Source organism: Natronobacillus azotifigens, from assembly GCF_026805325.1.
Lineage (GTDB): Bacteria > Bacillota > Bacilli > Bacillales > Amphibacillaceae > Natronobacillus > Natronobacillus azotifigens.
Window position 1 is genome coordinate 68,215 of record NZ_JAPRAT010000001.1, and the last position, 21,844, is coordinate 90,058.

Below are 21,844 nucleotides of genomic sequence, written 5' to 3' on the forward strand. Positions count from 1 at the left end.
AAGATTGATATTAAATACGGTTTTTAAAGTATACAAAAAGCATGTAGACAGGTAAACTGTCCATGCTTTTTTGTATTGTTTCTTTCCTTTTGTGTAAAAAAGAATAAGAAAACCGAACATGAATTGAGCTATAAAGGTTTACAATTTTTTGTATTGTATGTATTATTGTCCATAGTTGTTTATGTATACATAATACTCTATTTATAGGGGGAAAATATGAGTAAAATGAAGAGTATCATTTTTATTTTGTGCATTTTTTTATTCGTCGCTTGTCAATCAGAAGATACCGTTAATTTTTCAGATCAGCAATTAGAAGTAGCAATTCGACATGAGATTGAGGAAGTTGAAGGAGAAATTAAACAATCGGATCTCGATAATATCAAGGAACTTGATCTTGTCGGATTAGGTATTACGAACATAGCGGGCATTGAATCATTTCATTCTTTACAAACATTAGCAATAGGGAATAACGAGATTCGCGATTTTTCATTGTTAGAAGAGCTAGAAAACTTGGAGTATGTTTCGGTTTATGGAAATCCATTTGAAGATGATGAGGATCAACTCGCTGTTTTTGCTAGATTAGCAGAGCAGGGGATTCAAGTTGAGAAACTCGAAGTTGTAGGTAGACCAGATGGTCCAGGTGGGTTGTTATGGAAAGTCGTTAATGAGGACACGGTCGTATATTTACAAGGAACGATCCATGTTGGCATTGATTCATTCTATCCATTGCATGAAAATATTGAACGGGCTTATGCAGAGTCAGATGTTGTGGTACCAGAAATTGACTTGACATCCGTTGATCCTGTAGCTCTAGAAAGATTAAATATGGAACTTGGCACGTATCAAGATGGTACAACTGTTAAGGAGCACCTACCTAAAGACCTATACGATCGTTTGGAAGATGCCTATGCTCAATATGGTATTCCTATGGAAGCATTGAATCACTTTAAACCTTGGATTTTGGCTAATACTTTGCAACAGTTAATGATGCAGCAACTTGGTTACATTCATGGGGTTGATGAGTATTTCTTGGATCGGGCAGTGCGAGATCAAAAAGAGATTGTTGATTTAGAAACGGTAGAAGATCAATTACATCTTCTTGCTAATTCGTCCCTAGAATACCAAATTCAATCATTGGAAGAGTCATTGGTAGATATTGATGAATTTGATACTCAAATGAGAGAATTATTTGATTTTTACATGGAAGGCGATGAGCAACAATTATTATACGCATCTGCTGGAGATGATCCGGGGAATTTAAGTGAAGAGGAACAAGAATTTCTCAAGTTATTAAACGATGAAAGAAATATAAAAATGACAGATAAAATTATCGATTTCTTAGAAGAAGACAACGATACGACGTATTTCGTAATTGTTGGTAGTTTACATCTGATCATGGAACCACATATCGTATCTCTTTTAGAAGAGTATGGATTTGTAGTTGAGAGAATTCATTAAAAAGAAATAATTAAAGTCTTTCTTATTCGATTGTATTCTCCGTGTTAGAATGGGGAGTTTCTTTGAAATAATGAAAAATAGAAGTAAGAGACGTCGACTTCAGATGGAAGTCGACGTCTTTACTGTCTTATTGGAAATTGCCATGCTATAGCTTGTCCGGCATCCCCTTCAAAAAAGTAGCTTCATATTGTTTTTTTAAAGGACCAGGTGGTTTTTCCATTTTTATTTTATTATGCAATCGAAGAAAAAATACACAAATTCGACACATTCCAACAATAAATATTGTATAATGAATAGACAAAAGTATCGGATATTATTGCAAAGGGTGAGAAAACTGTGCAGAAAGATAAGACACCTATGATGAAAGATATGTTTGAACACTTTGCTGCTGATCATGAGAATGTATGGCATTTATTCTCGAATACGAATGATGGCTTAATCATTACAAATAGTAATAACCGAATTATTATGGTGAATCCTGCATTTTCAACTATGTCAGGCTATACTTTCGATGAATTGTATTGGAAAACGCCATCGTTTTTTCAATCAGGTCAAACGTCTTTGGAAGTATTTCAAGATATGTGGGGAACATTGAAAAACAATAATACATGGACAGGTGAATTAATTAATCGTCGGAAAAATGGCAGTATATTTTATTCATTTCTAACAATTACTTTTGTGGAAAATAAGAAAAACAATAATGGTTATTATATTGGGATAGCCCGTGATGTTACAGAGGAGAAAGAAGAACAAAAGAGAATACAGAAACTAGCATATTATGATTTTTTAACAAAACTACCTAATCGATCGTATTTTCAAGATCTTGTGACACAAAAGATTACTGAAACACCAAACCAAAGGATGGCACTTCTATTCTTTGATTTGGATCGATTTAAGTTGATTAATGATACATTAGGCCATTTGCAAGGAGATGTGTTATTAGTAGATGTAGCTAAACGTTTGAAAAAGATATTCGCTAATGAAGGCTTAGTAGGACGATTTGGTGGAGATGAATTTGTTATCTTTTTACCCAATGCTAGTAGAGAACAATGTGTAAGTCTTATCCTAGAAAATTGTTTTGCTGATTTTCGAGATAATGCGTTTAAAATTGATGAAAAGAAATACTTTATGACTGCTAGTGTTGGCATCTCTTTTTATCCTGATCATGGAACAAATGTAGAATCATTAGTAAAAAATGCGGATAACGCAATGTACCGTTTGAAAAGTGAAACTAGAAACAGCTATCTTTTTTTTCACGATGATATGGGTGATGCATTGATGAAACAACTTATTCTTGGGAACGAGTTACGTCAAGCACAAGAAAAGCAGGAGTTTGTGCTATATTATCAATTTCAGATGGACCTTATAAAAAATAAGATTTCAGGTGTAGAGGCGTTAATTAGGTGGAATCATCCGAGTAAGGGATTGCTTACACCGAATGAGTTCCTAGGAGAGGCATCTGAAATCGGAATGATCGCGGAAATTGATGATTGGGTAATGAAATCTGCTTTTTGTGAAATGAAACGATGGCATAAGAAAGGTTATTTGGATTTAGAGATCGCGATAAATATTTCAAAACAACAGTTTGAAAGGGCATCATTTGTAGAGTGTGTAAATAGTGCCTTGGTATTTTCTCAAATAAATCCTGCTACTGTCTGTCTGGAAATAACCGAGAATATTGCTCTAAATGATATAGAAGAATCTGTTGAAAAAATTAAACAACTGAAGGACTTAGGGGTAAAGGTTGCGTTAGATGATTTTGGTACAGGTTATTCTTCATTAAGTCAGTTGAAAAATTTCCCCGTAGATGTATTAAAAATTGATCCGTCTTTTATGATCGATAGTTCTGGTGATGATCGAGATGCTGCGCTTGTAAAAACAATTATTCATATGGCAAAATTACTTGGCTATGCGGTCGTTTGTGAAGGGATCGAAACAGCTGATCAATTGAATTTTATTAGGGAAGAGCAGTGTGATTATGCTCAAGGTTATTTTATTGGTCGTCCCGTTCCCGTTGCTCAATTGGAAAAAATACTCGTAAGCAGTAAACTCAATAGAGTCAATGTATAAACAAAGGGAGGCTGCTATATGGCACCCTCCCTTTGTAGTATTATTAGAAATCTGATTGTAATCGCTGTGCCTCTACCACTGTTTCTTCCATAATACCAGCCAGTTGCTGATTACTATCGGTTAAATCATTTACTGTTGCGTTCATTTCCTCTAAGCTAGCTGATGCTTGTTCAATGATTGCGGCGAGATCATTGGTTGATTCTTCGACTTCAATGGATTGTCCTTGAACTTTTTCTGACAGGTTCGAGAAGCTTTTTAGTTCGCTATGCAATTGTTCTATCGTTGTTGCAATGCTTGTAAAATACTCCATAACTTCTTTTGCTGATGTTACGCCGTAAGCAATCTTTTCTTTACTGGTGTTCATTTGATCAATTGCAGCCTGGTTGCTAGTATTTAATTCTGCTAAATTTCCCGAAATTTTCTCTGTTGTTTGTTGCGTGTTGTCTGCTAGTTTGCGGATTTCCTCCGCTACAACGGCAAACCCTTTACCAGCTTCACCTGCACGGGCAGCCTCAATTGAAGCATTCAATGCTAATAAATTTGTCTGTTCCGTAATATCTTTGATCGTTCCAGCAAATTCATTTGTTTCAGTAATTTTTGTAGTCAAGACAGCAAATGAATTGTTAAGTTGTTGAATTACTTGTTCGACAGCTTGATTGTTTTCATTTAGGGTATTCATTTTATTTTTCCCGTTTTCAGTTAGTTCACTAGCTTGGATTGCTTCTTTATACAATGTTTCTGAAGTGCTGTGAATATGATCAATACTTCGTTTTGTTTGATTGGTGTTCGTTGCAATTTCACTTATTTGCTCTGCTTGCGTTTGACTTCCTGCAGAGATTTCATTAATCGCAGTAGTCATCTCATTTTGAGCAATAACGTTAGATTGTAGCTGATCATTTACTTTAGATATTTTATCAATAATAGAACTAACAGATGTTTCAATGAGCGTTTTTTGTTTTTCTTTTTGTTCTGTTAACTGTTGTTGTTCAGTTAATATCTCTTCCAATTGTTTATTTTGCTTGGTAGAAATGTGGATTAAGACAAAGAAAATGATACCAAACAATAGGTAAATTAAACTAATATAGCTTAATAATTCACGAACGATTATCTGATCTGCCGGTGCTCTTAAAGCATTGTTTATGATCGTGATTAAACCAAAAATGTAACCATACAAAAATATCTTTCGTTTCATTTGAATCCCAGAAAAAACAGTTAACAAAAGAACAATGAAAATACTGTTTATACTACCACCATTTATTATACCGAGTAGTAACGTTGTTCCATAAAAAATTGTAATAAGCAAATAAGGAATCCATGTTGGTTTTTTAAAAAGTTTTTTAAAAACATTGTAACTTGCCACAACAAGGAATAATTCTGCTAGATAGACTATTTGTATTAGTGTGTTATTTCCAACTAGTGATTCCATAGCTCCAATCGACAATGTAATAATCATAATAAAAAACATTAACGTGTTTTTTTTCGAAAGATCTTCTCTTTTCAGTTGCTCGATCGCACTCATCCTAAACCCTCTTTCTTTCCGAAACGTATTTTATTCCGGAGCAACCGTCCGTAAGACGCCACTTTAAAACAACGAGAACACCAAGTTGTTTAAGTGGGAATAATAAACGCTAACACCCCGAATGGTTCAACTAACAATCAGTGGGAATACCTAAAAAACCCCACTGATTGAAGTTTCACTTTATAGGCTACTCCTACTTAATATCGGGCCAGTAGAAAAAAAGTTTAGCAAATTTTATCAAATAAACTCGAATAAAGTCGAATTTTCTATTTTAAATAGCAGTAACCAACGGATTACTTGGTTACTGCAGATGCTTTTTGTTCTTTATGAAGAATCTAAGGACTAGGCCTAGTTAATATACACCAGCAGCCCTATTAATTTTCTCTTGATGAAGTGGATCAACCGCACCATCTACGTGCCTCGTACTATTTTTAAAATGAATATCCACATGACCATTCATTCCGTTATCATCAATAAATTGCACATCGTGAGGATAAAAGGACATGCTTGCCGCAAGTTTTCGTCCGTCTACTTCTACAATCACTGCTCTCGTTCGCCAACTATAACCACCCCAGATTTTTTTTGCGATATTGGTATCTTCAACAGTTAAAGTTTCTACATCGGCGTGATTTGCTCCAATTGTTCGTTTAACAGTAAAACTTTCACCAGTAATCATGTCCGTAACCTTAGCAGTTTTTCCTATATGAAAAACATATTGTGCTTCGGTCCACCAATCTAAATGTTCTCCGTATTGTTCATCAAAAACTGGATGAACAGCTATATGATGAACAGGTATACTCAACTCTTGCCCAATCGATAAGCTGCTCGTTGTAGTTAGATTATTCGCATGCAATAATTCGGTTTGAGGAATTCCATAGTGAACACTTAAATTCCAAATATTATCCCCTGATACTACGGTATGAGTAATGTAAGTGATAGTGTTCTCCTTTAAAGTAGGTTCTTTATCTTCGATTGAGGTAGTGGTTTGATCATTTAGTTTCAGCACCTGTCCTATTTGTAAAACATCACTTCTTAAATCGTTGTTTACTTTAAGAGAATGAACATCGGTATCAAATTGTTTAGCAATCCTTGATAACGTGTCTCCGGCAACAACCGTATAAGTATGGGGGAGTTGTTTTGTTTCTGCTTTTTCCATTCCATTAATTTGTAACTCTTGACCAATTTGAAGAAGATCAGAAGTTAAATTATTTCGACTCTTCAATTCCGATACGGTTGTCCCAAAGCGCTGGGCGATAACAGATAATGAATCACCACTTTTCACACGATAGACAGAAGTTTCTAAATTATTTGGGCTAGATGTATGAATCGTCAATTCTTGTCCAATGCGTAAAACGTCACTTTTTAACTGATTGGTCTCCATTAAATCGGGCACAGAAGTCTGAAATCGTCGTGCTATTACAGATAATGAATCCCCTGCAACGACGCTATAAGTGAATGTTTGCTTTCTTGAGCTGCTAATTGCATCGTCATGTAATGATGGGATTTTTAGTTGTTGTCCGATTTGAATATGATCGCTTCGTAACTGATTTATTTGCTTGATTGCATCAACGGTTGTCTGATTGTCTTTTGCCAGCATACTTAAGCTATCTCCAGATTGAACAACATAAGAGAAGAAGGGTAACCTTAACGTTTGCCCAATCGTAATAAGGTCAGTATCTAAATGGTTTACAGCTTTTAATTGGTCAAGAGTGACATGATGCCTTCTAGCAATAACAGATAAGCTATCTCCACTTACCACATTGTAGCTATCTAACTTTACTGTTTGATCTTTTTGTTCGAACTGCTGTGCTGGTGTCGTAGCAGCCTCCACGTCATTTGGTGTGTGGAAAGATGTAACCATTAGTGTGCCTAACATAATAGTTACTTTGGTAATTTTTGCAGCGGATAGCTTTCTAGTATGCATAAAGGTTAAGGCTTGGTTTTTCAATGTACCGCCGTCTTTGGGCTTTTCTCCAAATTGCATAGAAAACTCTGTGTTTGGGTTTAGGTAGAGAATAAGTTCATAACCTTCGTTTGTTCTAACGATTTTGTGATGAGAATACGCATCCATTTTAATCGGCTCCTTTCATTTCGGAGTAGCTGTCCGTAATCCCCACTGTCTGGTAGCGGAAAAATTAAGGTTATTATGGGAGTAACGGAAGCTATTCTCTCGAATGATCAACGAACAATCAGTGCGTAAAAACGTAATAGCCTACTGATTGAAGTTTCATTTAAGTGATACACTTAGTATTCAAAAGAAACCGATTATTATTACTTATAATTATAATAAGGATTGAGCCCCATCAATATACAATTCTGTTCCCGTGATATGGCTAGAAGCATCTGATGCTAGGAAGTAAACTAGTTCGGCAACTTGTTCGGGAGTACCAGGTTTGTGTTCCAATGGTTGATTGCCTTCAGGATATTCGATAGGGATTTTTACTTTTTTCAAGTTGTCAGGTTCGGCGAATGTATTCTCGCCAATATTTGTCTTGATTGCACCAGGACAAATAATATTTACTCGAATATGGTAGTTAGCAAGTTCCAATGCAGCCATCTTTCCAAAAGCCATTTGTCCAGCCTTACTTGAGCTATACGCAGACATACCAAAACCTGTGAATTTTCTATTTCCGTTAATGGAACTAGTTATGATAATACTGCCACCAGTTTCTTTCATATAGGGGATGCTGTATTTAGTTGTTAGAAATGTGCCTTTTAGATTGGTTTCAATCGTACGATCCCACTCTCCAGGAGTTATATCTTCAATTGGAGCGACTTTTCCATTGATACCTGCATTAGCAAAGACAATATCAAGATGTCCCCATTTGTTTACAATGGTTTGAATAGCATGTTTGATCCGGTCTGGATCTGAAACATCGGTTTCTGCAACGATCGTTTCGCCCCCAGCGGATTCAATTTCTTCTTGGACATCCGCTAATTTGTCTTCTTTAAGATCAAGAAGTCCTATTTTTGCCCCTTCGTTTGCGAGTCGAATAGCAGCAGCCTTTCCAATTCCAGAACTAGCTCCAGTAATAAGGGCAATTTTCCCCGTTAGTGATTTATTTGACAATGAAAACACTCCTCTTTATCCCGGAGCAACCGTCCGTAATATGCCCACTTCAAAACAACGAGAACAGCGTTGTTAAGCGGAAGCAATTCACGGTTCCGCTCCGAATGATTTAAGTGAAAATTCGATTGAGAGTATCCAAAAACCCACTGATTGAAAGTTCACTTTATGTTAATGTTACCAAGCAATCACTAGCTATGTAAAAAGATATCCTTTCTAACGGAGTAACTAAAAAAATAGTCATAATAAATCTTGAGTCATATGCTTGTCCTATTCGATATTATTAATATAAAAGAACAAAAGAAAAGGTGAGAGAGGTTTGTAAGAAAGAGTTCCCTATTCACGCCAAGAATAAAGGGAAGCAAAAGTAAACATCTCTTTTGTTTATTTTATACCGGAGCAGCCATCCGCTAGCACCCCGAATGGTTCAAGGGCCTTTAGGTTATCCTTTAGGGCTAACAATCAATGGGGGAATACCTAAAAAACCCCCACTGATTGAGGTTTCACTTTATTCTGAATTAAGCTGTTATTTGTCCTCCGTTTACATGAAGTACTTGACCTGTCACAAAACTAGAATCATCTGAAGCTAAATAGACATAAGTTGGTGCTAATTCATATGGTTGAGCTGGTCGATTCATTGGAGTTACTTTACCGAATGTGGCTACTTCGTCAGATGAAAAACTAGCAGGGATTAAAGGTGTCCATACCGGTCCAGGTGCTACAGCGTTCACACGAATTCCTTTGTCAATTACACTGTTAGCGAGTGCCCTAGTGAATCCAACCACAGCCCCTTTCGTTGAAGTATAATCAATTAATTGTTCATAACCCGCAAAAGTAACAACCGAAGCAGTATTAATAATTTTACTATCTACTTTTAAGTAAGGAAGCGCGGCACGCGTTGTGTAAAAATGGGAATATATATTAACTTTAAATGTATCATCAAATTGCTCGTCTGTAATGTCTGTTAAGTTTTCTTGGTGAAATTGAATCCCTACATTATTGACGAGAATGTCTAGTTTGCCAAATGCATCGATTGTTTTCTTAACAATATAAATACAATTATCTTTGTTTCGTAAATCACCCGGAAGTAACAGGCATTGTTTTCCTAGTTGTTCAACTCGTTTTTTTGTTCGATTAGCATCTTCATGTTCATCTAAATAAGAAATCGCAATATCTGCACCCTCTTTAGCAAAAGCAATTGCCACTGCAGCACCAATTCCACTATCTCCTCCTGTAATCAGCGCAACTTTATTGGCTAATTTATTACTTCCTTGATAATTTTTATTCTCAATAATGGGTTTTGGTACCATTAAGTCTTCTAATCCTGGTTGTCGTAACTGTCTTTGTTCAGGTACATTGACGGGAATTTGTTCGTACTGAACAATTTGACCATAATTCGGATAAAGGGGATAAGGGGTGTCACGTCTAGCTTCTTGAAATAATTGTTGTGCTTGCTGCATTTGCTGAAACATCTCTGATTTACTAAATTGCTCAGGTTGAGCGTGTGTATGTTGCATCGGGTTAAAATAATAATTTTGCGGTGAGTACATATGGTTATTCGAAGTCATGGGATTATAGTGATTCATAATAAACCTCCTCGTGTGAAAATGATTCTCTTTAACCTATGCACAAACACCTAGTTTGGTGTGCAAATATTTTTCTAGAACAACCGTCCATAAGACTTCTACTCCAAATGACAATAATAATAACGTTGATTACCAGGTAGTAAAGGAAGCTAGCACTCCCTAATCATTAGCGAAAAGATCGCCGACTGAATGAAGTTTCACTTTTTTCGCTAGGTGTCATTCTAGACATGCTCTAGTTTTGTATTTTTGAATAGGATAGGAAAGAGGAGGAGGTAAATGTAATGACGTTTGAATACAATCCAACCATAAAAATATTGTTACAAGGTAACACAAAGAAGAAAGTAAGCATGGAGTACCGAGAACATACGTGGATGATGCCAAAGGTGGCAAAAAGACCACCGTATTTTATGAATCCTCAATATGGGTGGGACTATCCAATTATCTAAATCTAAATGAAAAACCTGTAAGAACGATCAATCTTCAGTCGTTCTTACAGTTTTTTTGAAATTTTAAATTCAATCCTAAGGCAATTTTCTTAACGAGAACAGCTTAATTCCAATAACGTCTCAATTTCTTCTAATGTTATAGGTTTACTTAAGTGAAACCCTTGAATATAGTCAACAGATAAGTCATTCAGTATGCTTAATTGTTCAGCAGTTTCAACACCTTCTGCAACAACATGAAGAGATAAACTATGCGCCATCTCGATGATGGCTTTTACAATATAGCTATTTTTGTAATCAATACTAATATCGTCAATAAAAGATTTATCAATTTTTAATGTTTGTACGGGCAAAAGTTTTAGAGTTGATAACGATGAATGACCAGTCCCGAAATCATCTAGGGAAACGTTAATTCCTAATTCAATTAATTGTTCTAAAATTGTTGCACTATATTTGATATCTTTTATCATCATACTTTCTGTTACTTCTAATGATAATTCCTCTGGAGCACAACCAGTTTCTTCTAAAATATTTTCTAGAACGCTAATGAAATTCGGATGGTTTAATTGCCTAGATGAAAGATTGATAAATATTTTCATGGTTGAATAACCAGCATCACTCCAACGTTTCTTTTGTTGACATGCTTGTCTAAGTACCCATTCTCCAATGGGCACAATAAGCCCAGTTTCTTCAGCCAGTGGAATAAAATTCATTGGACTTACTAAACCAAATTCTTGAGAATTCCAACGCAATAATACCTCAGCTCCATAAATTTCATTGGAATTTGATTGGTAAACTGGTTGATAATGAAGAACGAATTCATCACGTTCTATTGCCAATTGTAGTTGTGTCTCAAGCTGAATTTTCTTAGCATTTTGAATGTTTATCTCTTTACTGAATAACTGAATTCTATTACGCCCTTGAGATTTGGCTGTATACATTGCAATATCAGCTTGTTGGAGTAAGGTTACCTCATCATCACTATGATGGGGATAAACACTAATTCCAACACTAGTAGAAATATGATATTCTCGCTCATCCTCAATAAAAGGCTGATTCATACAATCAACTATTTTGGTGCCAAATTCAAAAATTTGATTCATATTTGTTATGTTCGGCATTACGATAACAAATTCATCCCCGCTAAGCCTCGCGATTAGTTGGTTTTCAGCAGTGATAGAACGAATTCGTTGCGCAACATATTGTAATAGACGGTCACCAGCTTGATGTCCATAGCTGTCGTTAATCAGCCTAAATCTGTCAAGATCAAATAATAATAGCGCTAGTTTATCATTATTACTCTTCGCGATGGCTAATAAAGTTTTCAATTGTTCTTCAAAATGCAAACGATTTGGTAAACCAGTTAGTGAATCATGATACGCTAACTGATTAATACGCTCTTCCACGTTTTTTTGTTCTGAAATATCCATAATAGAACCTAGAACATTCGTAACTTCATCATAACTATCACGTTGTGCTTGTCCAGTAATATACATCCACGTATAAGAATCATCTTCACTTCGGAGACGACATTCTATTTCTAAAGGTTTATGATGATCAATATGGTTTTTATAAACGTTGCATAATTTCATTTGATCATTAGGGTGCAACAGGCTGATTACATCATGAATATTAATCGTACTTTTACTGTTGTCATTCCCTAACATTTTGTTGATTCCACCACGACTAGAAACTTGTCCTGTTTTCACCTCATAATCCCAAATCCCATCATAAATAATATTAGATATTAGTTCTAATTGTTTCGAGTAAGAAGTAAGGGCTTCATTCATTGTTGTGCGCACTAACGCAGAAGCAAAAAAATTCGCTAATTGATATGTTGTATTTAATGGTGCTAACTGTGTTGTAATATCAGCTAAACCAACAAAAGCAAAAACACCTAGCATTTGATCTTCTTGTGCAATTGGAATTATCAATATTGTATTTTCCTCTCGCATAAATGTTTCGTCCTGCAAAAGATGTAGTGGCGGAAATTGTTCTGGGGGATAGGCATCAAGTGCTATATATTCTCGTTCTTGATCTGGCCTAATCACTTGGAATCGATTTACTTTTAACTTGTTGTTTCCTTGTGCCCCCCATAATCCCAATAACCCTCTCTGAATGGGTGTATGACTTAACCAATTTAACTCCATTACATCTTTATAATTATAAAATTGCATGAGTTGTCCTAGATTGAAATTTCGTGCAACTAAGTTACCTAAATAATCAATTGTTGCTGTGGAATTCTCGATTTCCACCTGATCTGTATCCCAAGTGCATCCACAACTTTCTCGGAAAATTGGAAAGGCATTAATTGGTGGTGCTTGTTTGGGCCATTGCTTGTTCTTGAAAATATGAAATAAAACGTGTACCGCTTGTTTCCCTAACTGACGAAATGGCAAATGGATTGTTGATAAAGCAGGGTGGCCTGTCTTAGCAGAGGGTATGTCATCAAATCCGATCACTGCAAGATCTTCAGGTACTTTAACTCCATAAATATGTAACTGGTTGATAACTTCTACCGCAGTGAAATCATTTACACAAACAAGCGCTGTAAAAGGTAATTGCTGATCCATCATTTTTTTCGCAATATCCGGCATTGGTTGGTCAAGTGTATTATAAAACCAATTCGACTGATATTTGATTTGATGTGTTTTTAATGCATTTTGATAACTTTTAAATCGCTCTTTCGCGTCAAAAAAATGAGCATCCCCAACATAACCAATTTTTTTATGTCCATGTTCAATTAAATGTTCTATTGCTTGTTCCATCAATCTTTCATTGTCGATTGAAATATTGTAATCACAATCTAACAGCGTATTTATACCGATAATAGGTTTTTTTTGTGTGCGTAATGTCTTCATGTATTCATCGTCTACAGCATCCATAATGACGATCCACCCATCAACATAGTCAGAGGCATATGCTTGTGAATAATAACTATGTCGTGCAGATGTACCAAATACGATAAGTTTCGCATCATATTCACGCGCCTGCTCCGAGATACTGGTAACTAGATTACCGTAATAAAATCCATCCAAAACGGGAGTTAATAACCCGATAATCCGCTTTCTGTTCATCTAGATCACCTTCTATTTTTTGATGAATGTACCTTCTTTGGTAACGCTTACAAAATATGTTGAATAGAAAACTTTCATTTGACGAAATATGTTAGATGTTAATGTATTTCGTATAAATAGTATATCACATTAACGTAAATAGACAACGCAAAAAGTGGTTACATCAAATCAATCGTTGAAAAAAGGGTCATAGTTGACTTCATTAATCACCAGGTCGATAGCCACGTTGTAACTCTCGAATCGTTAAACCGAAATCCATTTGAAGGTGCGGATAATCAGGGAAATGCTCCCAATCTCCACCCCAAGTAAATCCAAGTTCCTTTGCAATCTCAACTACCTCCATCCAATCTGATTGCCCACTATTGTTCCCGTCATATGTTAAATCCCAAAGCACTTGTCCATCCTCTAATTGTAGGGCAAAATCAATTGCTAACCCATAATTATGATAAGATTGTCCACCTTGGGCATTAGTAACAATTGCACCATCGTTTGTGCGACCTTGTGCGTAAAGAATATCTTGTTCTTCAAAAGATCGAAATCCATCTGTAATAATAATGTTAATTCCTTGTTTTGAAGCAAGGTCAATTAATTTCATTTTTTTCTCAGCAACGATCGGATGAAGTTCTGTTGGTAGTGGACGATTTGCTAGCTCTCTATGTCGTTCAATAAATTGATAGGAGAAAATAAAGATAAGGAATAGAATAAGAAAAAGAAAAATAATTTTCCCCAACGTATTTGGTTTCATCAAGTCCCTCCAAGAATTGTCTTTCAATGAGTATACCATATTTTCATTATTAATTAGACTAATAATTTCACGTGAAAATTCAGATAATTTGAAATGAAAAGAAAAAAACTTTATAGTGAAGAAAATGGAGAATGGAGGTTATTAGATGGCAAAGGATATTCGAATTAAAAGCAATGTATTTGATGATCCAAAAAGGGCACCAAATCGTGCCATGTTACGAGCAGTTGGAATGACTGATGAAGATTTTAAGAAACCTATGATTGGAATTGCTAGTACATGGAGCGAGGTAACTCCTTGTAATATTCACTTACATGATCTAGCTGAACAAGCCAAAAAGGGAGCTTCTGAAGCAGGAGGTGTCCCGTTAATATTTAATACGATCACTGTATCAGATGGAATCTCGATGGGTACAGATGGAATGAGATATTCGTTACCAAGTCGAGATGTTATTGCGGATTCTATTGAAACGGTGGTTGGAGCGGAAAACTTAGACGCATATGTAGCGATTGGTGGATGCGATAAGAATATACCTGGTTGTATGATTGCCATCGCACGTTCTGAAGTGCCTGCTGTTTTTGTCTACGGTGGTACGATTGCACCAGGATATCGTAATGGTGAAAAACTTGATATCGTATCCGTTTTTGAAGGTGTAGGTAAACATAATCAAGGAGACATCTCAGATGAGGAATTACATGGAATTGAGTGCCATGCTTGTCCAGGTGCTGGCTCGTGTGGGGGAATGTATACGGCAAACACAATGGCTTCCGCAGTAGAGGCAATGGGAATGAGCTTGCCAGGTAGTTCATCGAATCCTGCAGAGTCACCAGATAAATATGTCGATACAAAGGAAGCTGGAGAAGCAGTTTACCGTTTATTAGAACAAGGAATATATCCTAAAGATATTATGACGAAGAAAGCATTTGAAAACGCGATTACTGTTGTCATGGCACTTGGGGGATCTACTAATGCTGTCTTGCATCTTTTAGCCATGGCACAAGCAATGGAAGTTGATTTGACCATTGACGACTTTGATCGAATACAGAAAAAAGTTCCTCATCTCGCAGACTTAAAGCCAAGTGGTAAATACGTAATGGAGGACCTATACAAAGTTGGTGGAGTTCCTGCAGTTATGAAATTGCTTTATGAAAATGGATATTTGCATGGAGATTGTTTGACTGTTACAGGGAAAACTATTGCTGAGAATCTAACAGAGGTAGACGATTTGCAAGATGGGCAGGAGATTATTTTACCACTGGACAAGCCGTATCGAAAAACAGGACCTTTAGTTATTTTAAAAGGGAATTTAGCTCCAAGAGGTGCGGTTGCTAAAGTCTCAGGTGTGAAAGTAAAACGACACACTGGACCAGCCCGGGTATTTGACAATGAATTAGAAGCAACGAAAGCAGTTATGGATAATTCGATCGAGGAAGGTGATGTTCTTGTTATCCGGAATGTAGGTCCGAAAGGTGGGCCAGGTATGCCGGAAATGTTATCGATTTCTGCTATCTTGGTTGGAAAAGGTTTAGGTGAGAAAGTAGCACTATTAACAGATGGTCGTTTTTCTGGAGGCACGCATGGCTTAGTCGTTGGTCATATTGCCCCCGAAGCACAAGTAGGCGGTCCGATTGCTTATTTAAACGAAGGGGATATGATAACGATTGATTCAGAAAAACAAGAAATTTTTATGGAAGTTTCTGATCAAGAACTAGCTGATCGTAAAAAAACATGGTCAGCACCACCGTTGCACAGTAAAGGTGTCCTCGGTAAGTATGCGCATAATGTTTCTTGTTCATCGATCGGCGCAGTTACCGACAACTTTCAACAGTCTTAGTACTAATGGATTTGTGGTCTTTTTAAACTAGAAAACAGGTTTCCTATTATCTTTGGGAACCTGTTTTTTAATTTTTTATTTGCAATAAAATGTTGAATAAGGGCCAGTATAAATTCTGTCTGTATTTAATAATGTTCAAATTTTCTATCTTAATATTATTAATAGAATAGGTATCTGTGCATAAACTTCTTAAGAGTGCTCGTTCAAAAAAATCATTAAATCGTACGTGAGGCAAATTGATTCTTCTGTTTCTCTGAAACTTAGTCGTCTTATACGGTGTCTAATTTGTTTCTATTTTAATAAACGAGTAAAGGGGGAAGTGATGTGGCAGAATGGTTACTTCAAGCAAATCCAATCCTTTTAGCATTGCTTGCTACTTTGTTTACATGGAGTTGTACAGCATTTGGTGCATCTTTTGTTTTTACAACGGAAGAAGCCAGCCCAAAATTATTTGACGCTATGTTAGCATTTGCTGGTGGTGTAATGATTGCTGCAAGTTTTTGGTCTTTACTAGACCCGGCAATTGAAATGGTAAAAGAGCAGGGTATTCCACCGTATATACCAGCTGCATTTGGTTTTTTGTTGGGTGGTATGTTCTTATTAATGGTAGATCGAGTGCTACCATTAATTAATGAAAATATGTATTTTAAAGACATTACAAGCGGCAGAGCAAAGCAACGGACAGCAAAACTTGTTCTATCTATTACACTACATAATATTCCTGAAGGATTAGCTGTCGGTGTTGCATTTGGCATTTTAGCGATCGATTTTTCAACCAATGCACTGTATGGAGCAATCGCCTTGGCAATTGGGATTGGCATTCAAAATATTCCTGAGGGGATAGCAGTATCTGTTCCATTGAGGAGAGAAGGTCTCTCTGTGAAAAAAAGCTTTTTTTATGGGCAATTATCAGGAATGGTAGAGCCGATAGCAGCGATAATTGGAGCGATAGCGGTATACTTCATGGAACCACTGCTTCCGTATGCGCTTAGTTTTGCAGCCGGTGCGATGCTTTTTGTCGTAGTAAAAGATATTATTCCCGCTTCACATGAGAGAGGAAATGTACTGTTGGCTACCATGAGTTTACTGTTTGGATTTGTTTTAATGATGGTTCTTGATCTGGCATTTGGATAAATCATAGAAGAGAACCGGGCAAATCTGACCCGGTTCTTTAGGATTAACAATCATGGGAAAAGGTGTGAAAAATCCTACTGATTAATCGTACTCCTTATTCATTCTCCTCAATAGGATAAATCACTTCTGCATCATTTTAAGAGACGTTCGGTTAACCTTTAGAACTAACAATTAGCGGAGGATTACCTAAAAACCGCCACTAATTAAAGTTTCATTTTCTAATAAATGATGATTGTGCTTAAAATCGATGAATTTGCAACTATTTTTAAGGATGTTCGGTTTATATTCTAACCACTTCTCACCATGACTGTATTTAACCAATACAACTGATTTATCGCACTTCCTCTTCTATAAATCGTGTGCTAAAATTACTTTCGTTAAGTAATTCAATTTGTATGCTAAAAATAACAGGGGGAGATTACGATCTCATTTGAATTAGCACCAAAATGTAAAACGTGTAGACTAGTGGCGACAACAAAAGATAAAAAAGATATCCAACTTTCGATTCTTCACTATGAGGATGGTTTTGTTTACTTTTCACTAGCAGATATCAACAAACAGAGAGAAGATATTCAAGCGTATATAACCGAACTGCAGCCAAAGATTTTATCAGGTGAGTTTAATCCAAAACTAATCGATATGGAAAACGAAGAAATCTGTTGTTAAAACCCCTCCGTGGAGGGGTTTTTTAACTGTCTAGGAAATTAAAAATTCGGTAGTTGTGGATAACTTTTCGGAACAGATATAGCCACGTCCAACTCCGAGCGTCAAAAACTAGGCAACTTCATGAAGCAATCTACGATAAGTCATCATCGGTTCGCAAGCAAAACGTGATTCCTTTATCTCGATTGATTCGCTCCAGCTGCTACGTTTTTAACCGGCGCTCTGCGCTTTTGTTCCTTTGAAAAAAGGTTATTTCACCTGTTTTTCTATTTTCCATATACCACTAGCATATTCTTGAATCGTTCGATCACTGGAGAATTTACCGGAATGAGCAATATTGATTACTGTTTTTGGTAACCAAATAGCTTGATTGCGATAGTTTTGGTCCACCTGCTGGTGTGTTTCTACATAACTCTGGAAATCCTTTAAGATAAAGTAGGGATCATTGGTTGATAGTAGGTGATAGTATATATCTTTAAACTCAACATCTTGACCGAATACACCATCTCGTAATTCATCCATAATCTCAGTAATTCGCTCATCTGTTTGGTATATTTCTTTTGCGTTGTAAGATTGGTTTCGATGATAGTCGGACACTTCCTCTTCTCGTAGGCCAAAAATAAAAATATTAGGATCCTCAACTTGATCTTTCATTTCGATATTTGCCCCATCCAATGTTCCTACAGTAAGAGCCCCATTCATCATTAATTTCATATTACCCGTTCCGGAGGCTTCTTTCCCAGCAGTTGAGATCTGTTCACTAACATCTGCTGCTGGAATAATTTTCTCTGCTAAACTAGTATTATAGTTTTCAAGGAAAATCACTTTGATTTTATCTTTGATTTCTGGATCATGGTTGATAATCGATGCAACGGTATTGATTAATTTGATGACCTCTTTCGCAAAATAGTAACTAGGTGCTGCTTTTGCACCAAAGATAAAAGTACGTGGAACAATATCTAAATTTGGATTTGCTTTCAATTCATTGTATAGGTAGATCACATGAAAAATATTTAGCAATTGCCTTTTGTATTCATGAAGTCGTTTGATCTGAACATCAAATATCGAATGTTCATCAACAGTAATTCCAGTTGTTTCGTGAATATAATTCGCTAGCTTCTGTTTATTGTTTTTCTTCACTTTTGCTAGCTTGTCAAGAAAAGCACTATCTTCTGTACAACGAAGAAGATTGGTCAATTCACGGGGGCGATCGATCCATTGATTGCCAATTTTCTCTGTGATAAGGTCGGCAAGTTCTGGGTTTGCCATCAACAACCAACGTCGATGGGTAATACCATTTGTTTTGTTGTTAAAACGATCCGGATATAGGTGATAAAAATTTTTCATCTCTTGATTTTTTAATATCTCTGTATGCAGATTCGCTACACCATTAACACTAAAACTTCCGACAATGGCAAGGTGTGCCATATGAACTTGTCCATACGCGATTACCGCTAAATCCGGAATCTTGTCCCGTAATTCTGGGTGATTGTGCCATAAATGTTGGCAAAAGCGTTCATTGATTTCATTGATAATCATATGGATACGAGGTAATAACGTTTCAATCATGTGAACTGGCCATTTCTCTAAAGCTTCGTGTAGTGTCGTATGATTGGTATAAGCAAAGACATTTGTAGTTATTTCCCATGCTTCGTCCCAACCGAATCCTTCCTCATCCATTAACATCCGCATCATTTCTGGTATGGCAAGACTAGGATGGGTATCATTAATTTGAATAACAACTTTTTCTGGCAGATGGTGCAAAGAAAGTCGATTGTTTTCTTTAAAATCGGTAACAATTTTTGCTAGACTTGATGCTACAAGAAAATATTGTTGTCGAATTCGAAGCATTTTACCTTCGTCATCAGAATCATTTGGATATAACATGCCAGAGATTTGATCAATGGAGTGGTCACGTTCTAATTGTTCGTTGGATAATAATTCTTGATAGTTTCTTTCTTTCGGTGACAATGGAGATTCTGCTTTCCATAAACATAATGTATTGACGATTTCATTCTCGTAACCTACGATTGGTACGTTATATGGTACGGCCAATACGTTATCAGTATATTCGTGTTTTATTTCTATCGAACCATCGTCAAGCTCTAGCATGCGAACCGTTCCACCAAATTTCACTTCTGTAGCCGCTTGTTCATTTCTTGTTCCCCATGGATAAGGATCTTTTAACCAATAATCAGGTAATTCAGTTTGATAGCCGTTGATAAAGCGTTGCTCAAACATTCCGTACTGATATCGGATCCCAAATCCGTGACCTGGGTAACTTAATGTTGCTAATGAATCTAGAAAACATGCAGCTAGTCGACCTAATCCTCCATTACCTAATCCAGGGTCTGGTTCTTCTTCGTATATTTCTTTTGGAGTGAAATTTAGCTTTTTTAGTGCCTCATTACATACCTCTCTCATTCCCATATTTATCAGATTACTCTCTAGTAATCGTCCAATCAGAAATTCCATTGATAAATAATACACTTGTTTTGGTTGTTGCTCTTGATATTCACGGTTTGTTTTCGACCAATCTTTTTCTATTTCTTCTTTCACAATTGCACATACAACATAATAAAGCTCTGTGTTGCTCGCCTTTTCCACTTGCTTATCATAGAGTGATTTCGTTTTCTTCTTTATATTTTGGATAAATTCATCGACACTTTTTATTGTCATGTCAACTCCTCATCTCCTTTGTTGTTTAATAATTAATTATCCATTTCCCTAAACTGCCACATTGATAACATTTCTATTTTTATAATAGAAGCATTTAAAAATTTTAAGATCATTAGGCAGACTTATTAATTCATCCGGTCATAACATATCTTGATATAGCGTGTGATAAGACTTAGCTGATTCTGTCCAACTATAGGAATCTCCCTCATCAATATTTTTCAGTATGGTGGACCAATGTTCTTGGTCATGAAAGATCTGTAACGAATATTGCAATACATGCAATAAGTCATGTGCATTATAGTTTGTAAAACTAAACCCATTTCCTTCTTTTGTATATTCGTTATAAGGTCTAATGGTATCTTTCAGCCCACCAGTTTCCCTTACTATCGGTATGGTTTTATATTGGAGAGATATTAATTGTGATAGTCCACAAGGTTCAAATAATGATGGCATGACAAAGAAATCGGCTGCTGCATATAATTGTCTAGCTAATGCTTCGTCAAACCCTAAATATGCTACGAGTTTATCATTGTTACGTTCGGCAGCATGATAAAAATAATCTTCGAATTCACTATCACCAGTACCGAGGAGAACAAATTGCACATCTTCTTGTAGAAATTCATCAATAATTGCTTGTATTAAATGAAGTCCCTTTTGTTCGACTAATCTAGTGATTGTAACGTATAACGGCTTCTTGCTATTGACTGGTAGCCCTAACTTCTCTTGAATAATCGTCTTGTTTTTATTCTCCTCTATATTGCTATAAGGGTAAGGGATATGTGGGTCTGTTTGAGGGTTGTAGTCATCAACGTTAATGCCGTTAACAATCCCCGCTACATCTTCTTCACGCTCTGAGATAATTGGATACAATCCTTCACCGAAATAAGGTGTGGTGATTTCTTTTGCATAACTTGGGCTTACTGTGGTTATTTTATCTGCATGAAAAAGTCCGGCTTTCATACAGTTTAATAAACCATTCCATTCTAATCCGCTTATGTGACCATCTGGCAAATGAAACAAGTCATGATATACATCAAGAGGCATGATCCCTTGGTATTTAATATTATGAATCGTAAAAACCGTTCGCAAATGCTCAATGGGCTTTTGAATTTTAGCAAAAGCCATTGCTAATCCAGCTTGCCAATCATGGCCATGCAAAATGTTCGGTTGGAACGGTAGAATGCTTAGTGCCTCTATTACAGCTTGACAAAAGAAAACAAATCGTTCGCCATCATCGTAATAACCATAGAGACCTCTCCGGGTAAAATAGTATTCATTTTCAATGAAATAATAAACAACCCCCTGATAGGTTAGTTGATAAAGTGTGGCTTCTTGATTGCGCCACCCTACAGAAACAGGGAATGAATGAACATTTTCTAAATCATCACTCCAATTTTCACGAATTTCTTGATAGAGGGGGAGAACAACTCGAACTTCTGTTGTTTCTTTTTGATTTAAGACTTGAGGTAAGGAACCAACGACATCTGCTAAACCTCCAGTTTTTACAAATGGTGTACATTCAGATGCAATAAATAATATTTTTTCTGACATAATATACTCCTTTGATTAAAG

Annotated in this window: 14 protein-coding genes; 6 read left to right on the forward strand and 8 right to left on the reverse strand. The window is 36.2% G+C overall.

Features of this window, described 5'->3' with window-relative positions; all coding sequences use genetic code 11:
- The first annotated feature begins 216 nt into the window (after window positions 1-216).
- Window positions 217-1,458, forward strand: a complete 1,242-nt coding sequence (locus OWO01_RS00300; RefSeq protein WP_268778417.1) for a TraB/GumN family protein — start codon at window positions 217-219, stop codon at window positions 1,456-1,458.
- Between the two features lie 336 nt (window positions 1,459-1,794).
- The gene (locus tag OWO01_RS00305; RefSeq protein WP_268778418.1) at window positions 1,795-3,528 is read left to right on the forward strand and encodes an EAL domain-containing protein; all 1,734 of its coding nucleotides are present in this window, start codon (window positions 1,795-1,797) and stop codon (window positions 3,526-3,528) included.
- A 43-nt stretch (window positions 3,529-3,571) separates the two neighbouring features.
- Here the strand turns inward: OWO01_RS00305 and OWO01_RS00310 are convergent, their stop codons facing one another.
- From OWO01_RS00310 to OWO01_RS00325, 4 genes are all read right to left on the reverse strand, one after another.
- Window positions 3,572-5,047: a methyl-accepting chemotaxis protein gene (locus OWO01_RS00310; RefSeq protein ID WP_268778419.1), complete on the reverse strand. Its 1,476-nt coding sequence runs from the start codon at window positions 5,045-5,047 to the stop codon at window positions 3,572-3,574.
- 352 nt (window positions 5,048-5,399) lie between these two features.
- A complete protein-coding gene (locus OWO01_RS00315) occupies window positions 5,400-7,118 on the reverse strand; it encodes a LysM peptidoglycan-binding domain-containing protein (RefSeq protein WP_268778420.1) in 1,719 nt (572 codons plus the stop codon).
- Window positions 7,119-7,328: 210 nt separating this feature from the next.
- The gene (locus tag OWO01_RS00320; protein WP_268778421.1) at window positions 7,329-8,117 is read right to left on the reverse strand and encodes an SDR family oxidoreductase; all 789 of its coding nucleotides are present in this window, start codon (window positions 8,115-8,117) and stop codon (window positions 7,329-7,331) included.
- Window positions 8,118-8,632: 515 nt separating this feature from the next.
- Window positions 8,633-9,586 (reverse strand): SDR family oxidoreductase, encoded by a 954-nt coding sequence (locus OWO01_RS00325; RefSeq protein WP_268778550.1) that lies wholly within the window; start codon window positions 9,584-9,586, stop codon window positions 8,633-8,635.
- Between the two features lie 395 nt (window positions 9,587-9,981).
- On the opposite strand from OWO01_RS00325, the gene OWO01_RS00330 reads away from it, so the two are divergent.
- Window positions 9,982-10,146 carry a hypothetical protein gene (locus tag OWO01_RS00330; protein ID WP_268778422.1) on the forward strand — a complete coding sequence of 55 codons (165 nt, stop codon included), beginning with the start codon at window positions 9,982-9,984 and terminating at the stop codon, window positions 10,144-10,146.
- A gap of 89 nt (window positions 10,147-10,235) precedes the next feature.
- Here OWO01_RS00330 and OWO01_RS00335 read toward each other — a convergent pair whose 3' ends face one another.
- Together OWO01_RS00335 and OWO01_RS00340 are read right to left on the reverse strand one after the other, a co-directional pair.
- On the reverse strand, window positions 10,236-13,220 hold the full coding sequence (locus OWO01_RS00335; protein ID WP_268778423.1) for an EAL domain-containing protein: 2,985 nt from the start codon (window positions 13,218-13,220) through the stop codon (window positions 10,236-10,238).
- 202 nt (window positions 13,221-13,422) lie between these two features.
- On the reverse strand, window positions 13,423-13,965 hold the full coding sequence (locus OWO01_RS00340; protein ID WP_268778424.1) for a M15 family metallopeptidase: 543 nt from the start codon (window positions 13,963-13,965) through the stop codon (window positions 13,423-13,425).
- Between the two features lie 145 nt (window positions 13,966-14,110).
- Here OWO01_RS00340 and ilvD point away from each other — a divergent pair, with 145 nt between their 5' ends.
- From ilvD to OWO01_RS00355, 3 genes are all read left to right on the forward strand, one after another.
- Window positions 14,111-15,796: a dihydroxy-acid dehydratase gene (ilvD, locus tag OWO01_RS00345; RefSeq protein ID WP_268778425.1), complete on the forward strand. Its 1,686-nt coding sequence runs from the start codon at window positions 14,111-14,113 to the stop codon at window positions 15,794-15,796.
- A 324-nt stretch (window positions 15,797-16,120) separates the two neighbouring features.
- Complete coding sequence (locus OWO01_RS00350; protein ID WP_268778426.1) at window positions 16,121-16,930, forward strand: ZIP family metal transporter; 810 nt, start codon at window positions 16,121-16,123, stop codon at window positions 16,928-16,930.
- 465 nt (window positions 16,931-17,395) lie between these two features.
- Complete coding sequence (locus OWO01_RS00355) at window positions 17,396-17,596, forward strand: hypothetical protein (protein WP_268778427.1); 201 nt, start codon at window positions 17,396-17,398, stop codon at window positions 17,594-17,596.
- Window positions 17,597-17,842: 246 nt separating this feature from the next.
- On the opposite strand, the gene OWO01_RS00360 is transcribed toward OWO01_RS00355, so the two are convergent.
- Entirely contained in the window at window positions 17,843-20,272 is a 2,430-nt protein-coding gene (locus OWO01_RS00360; RefSeq protein WP_268778428.1) for a glycogen/starch/alpha-glucan phosphorylase, read from the reverse strand.
- Window positions 20,273-20,410: 138 nt separating this feature from the next.
- Window positions 20,411-21,823: a glycogen synthase gene (locus OWO01_RS00365; RefSeq protein ID WP_268778429.1), complete on the reverse strand. Its 1,413-nt coding sequence runs from the start codon at window positions 21,821-21,823 to the stop codon at window positions 20,411-20,413.
- Between the last annotated feature and the right edge of the window lie 21 nt (window positions 21,824-21,844).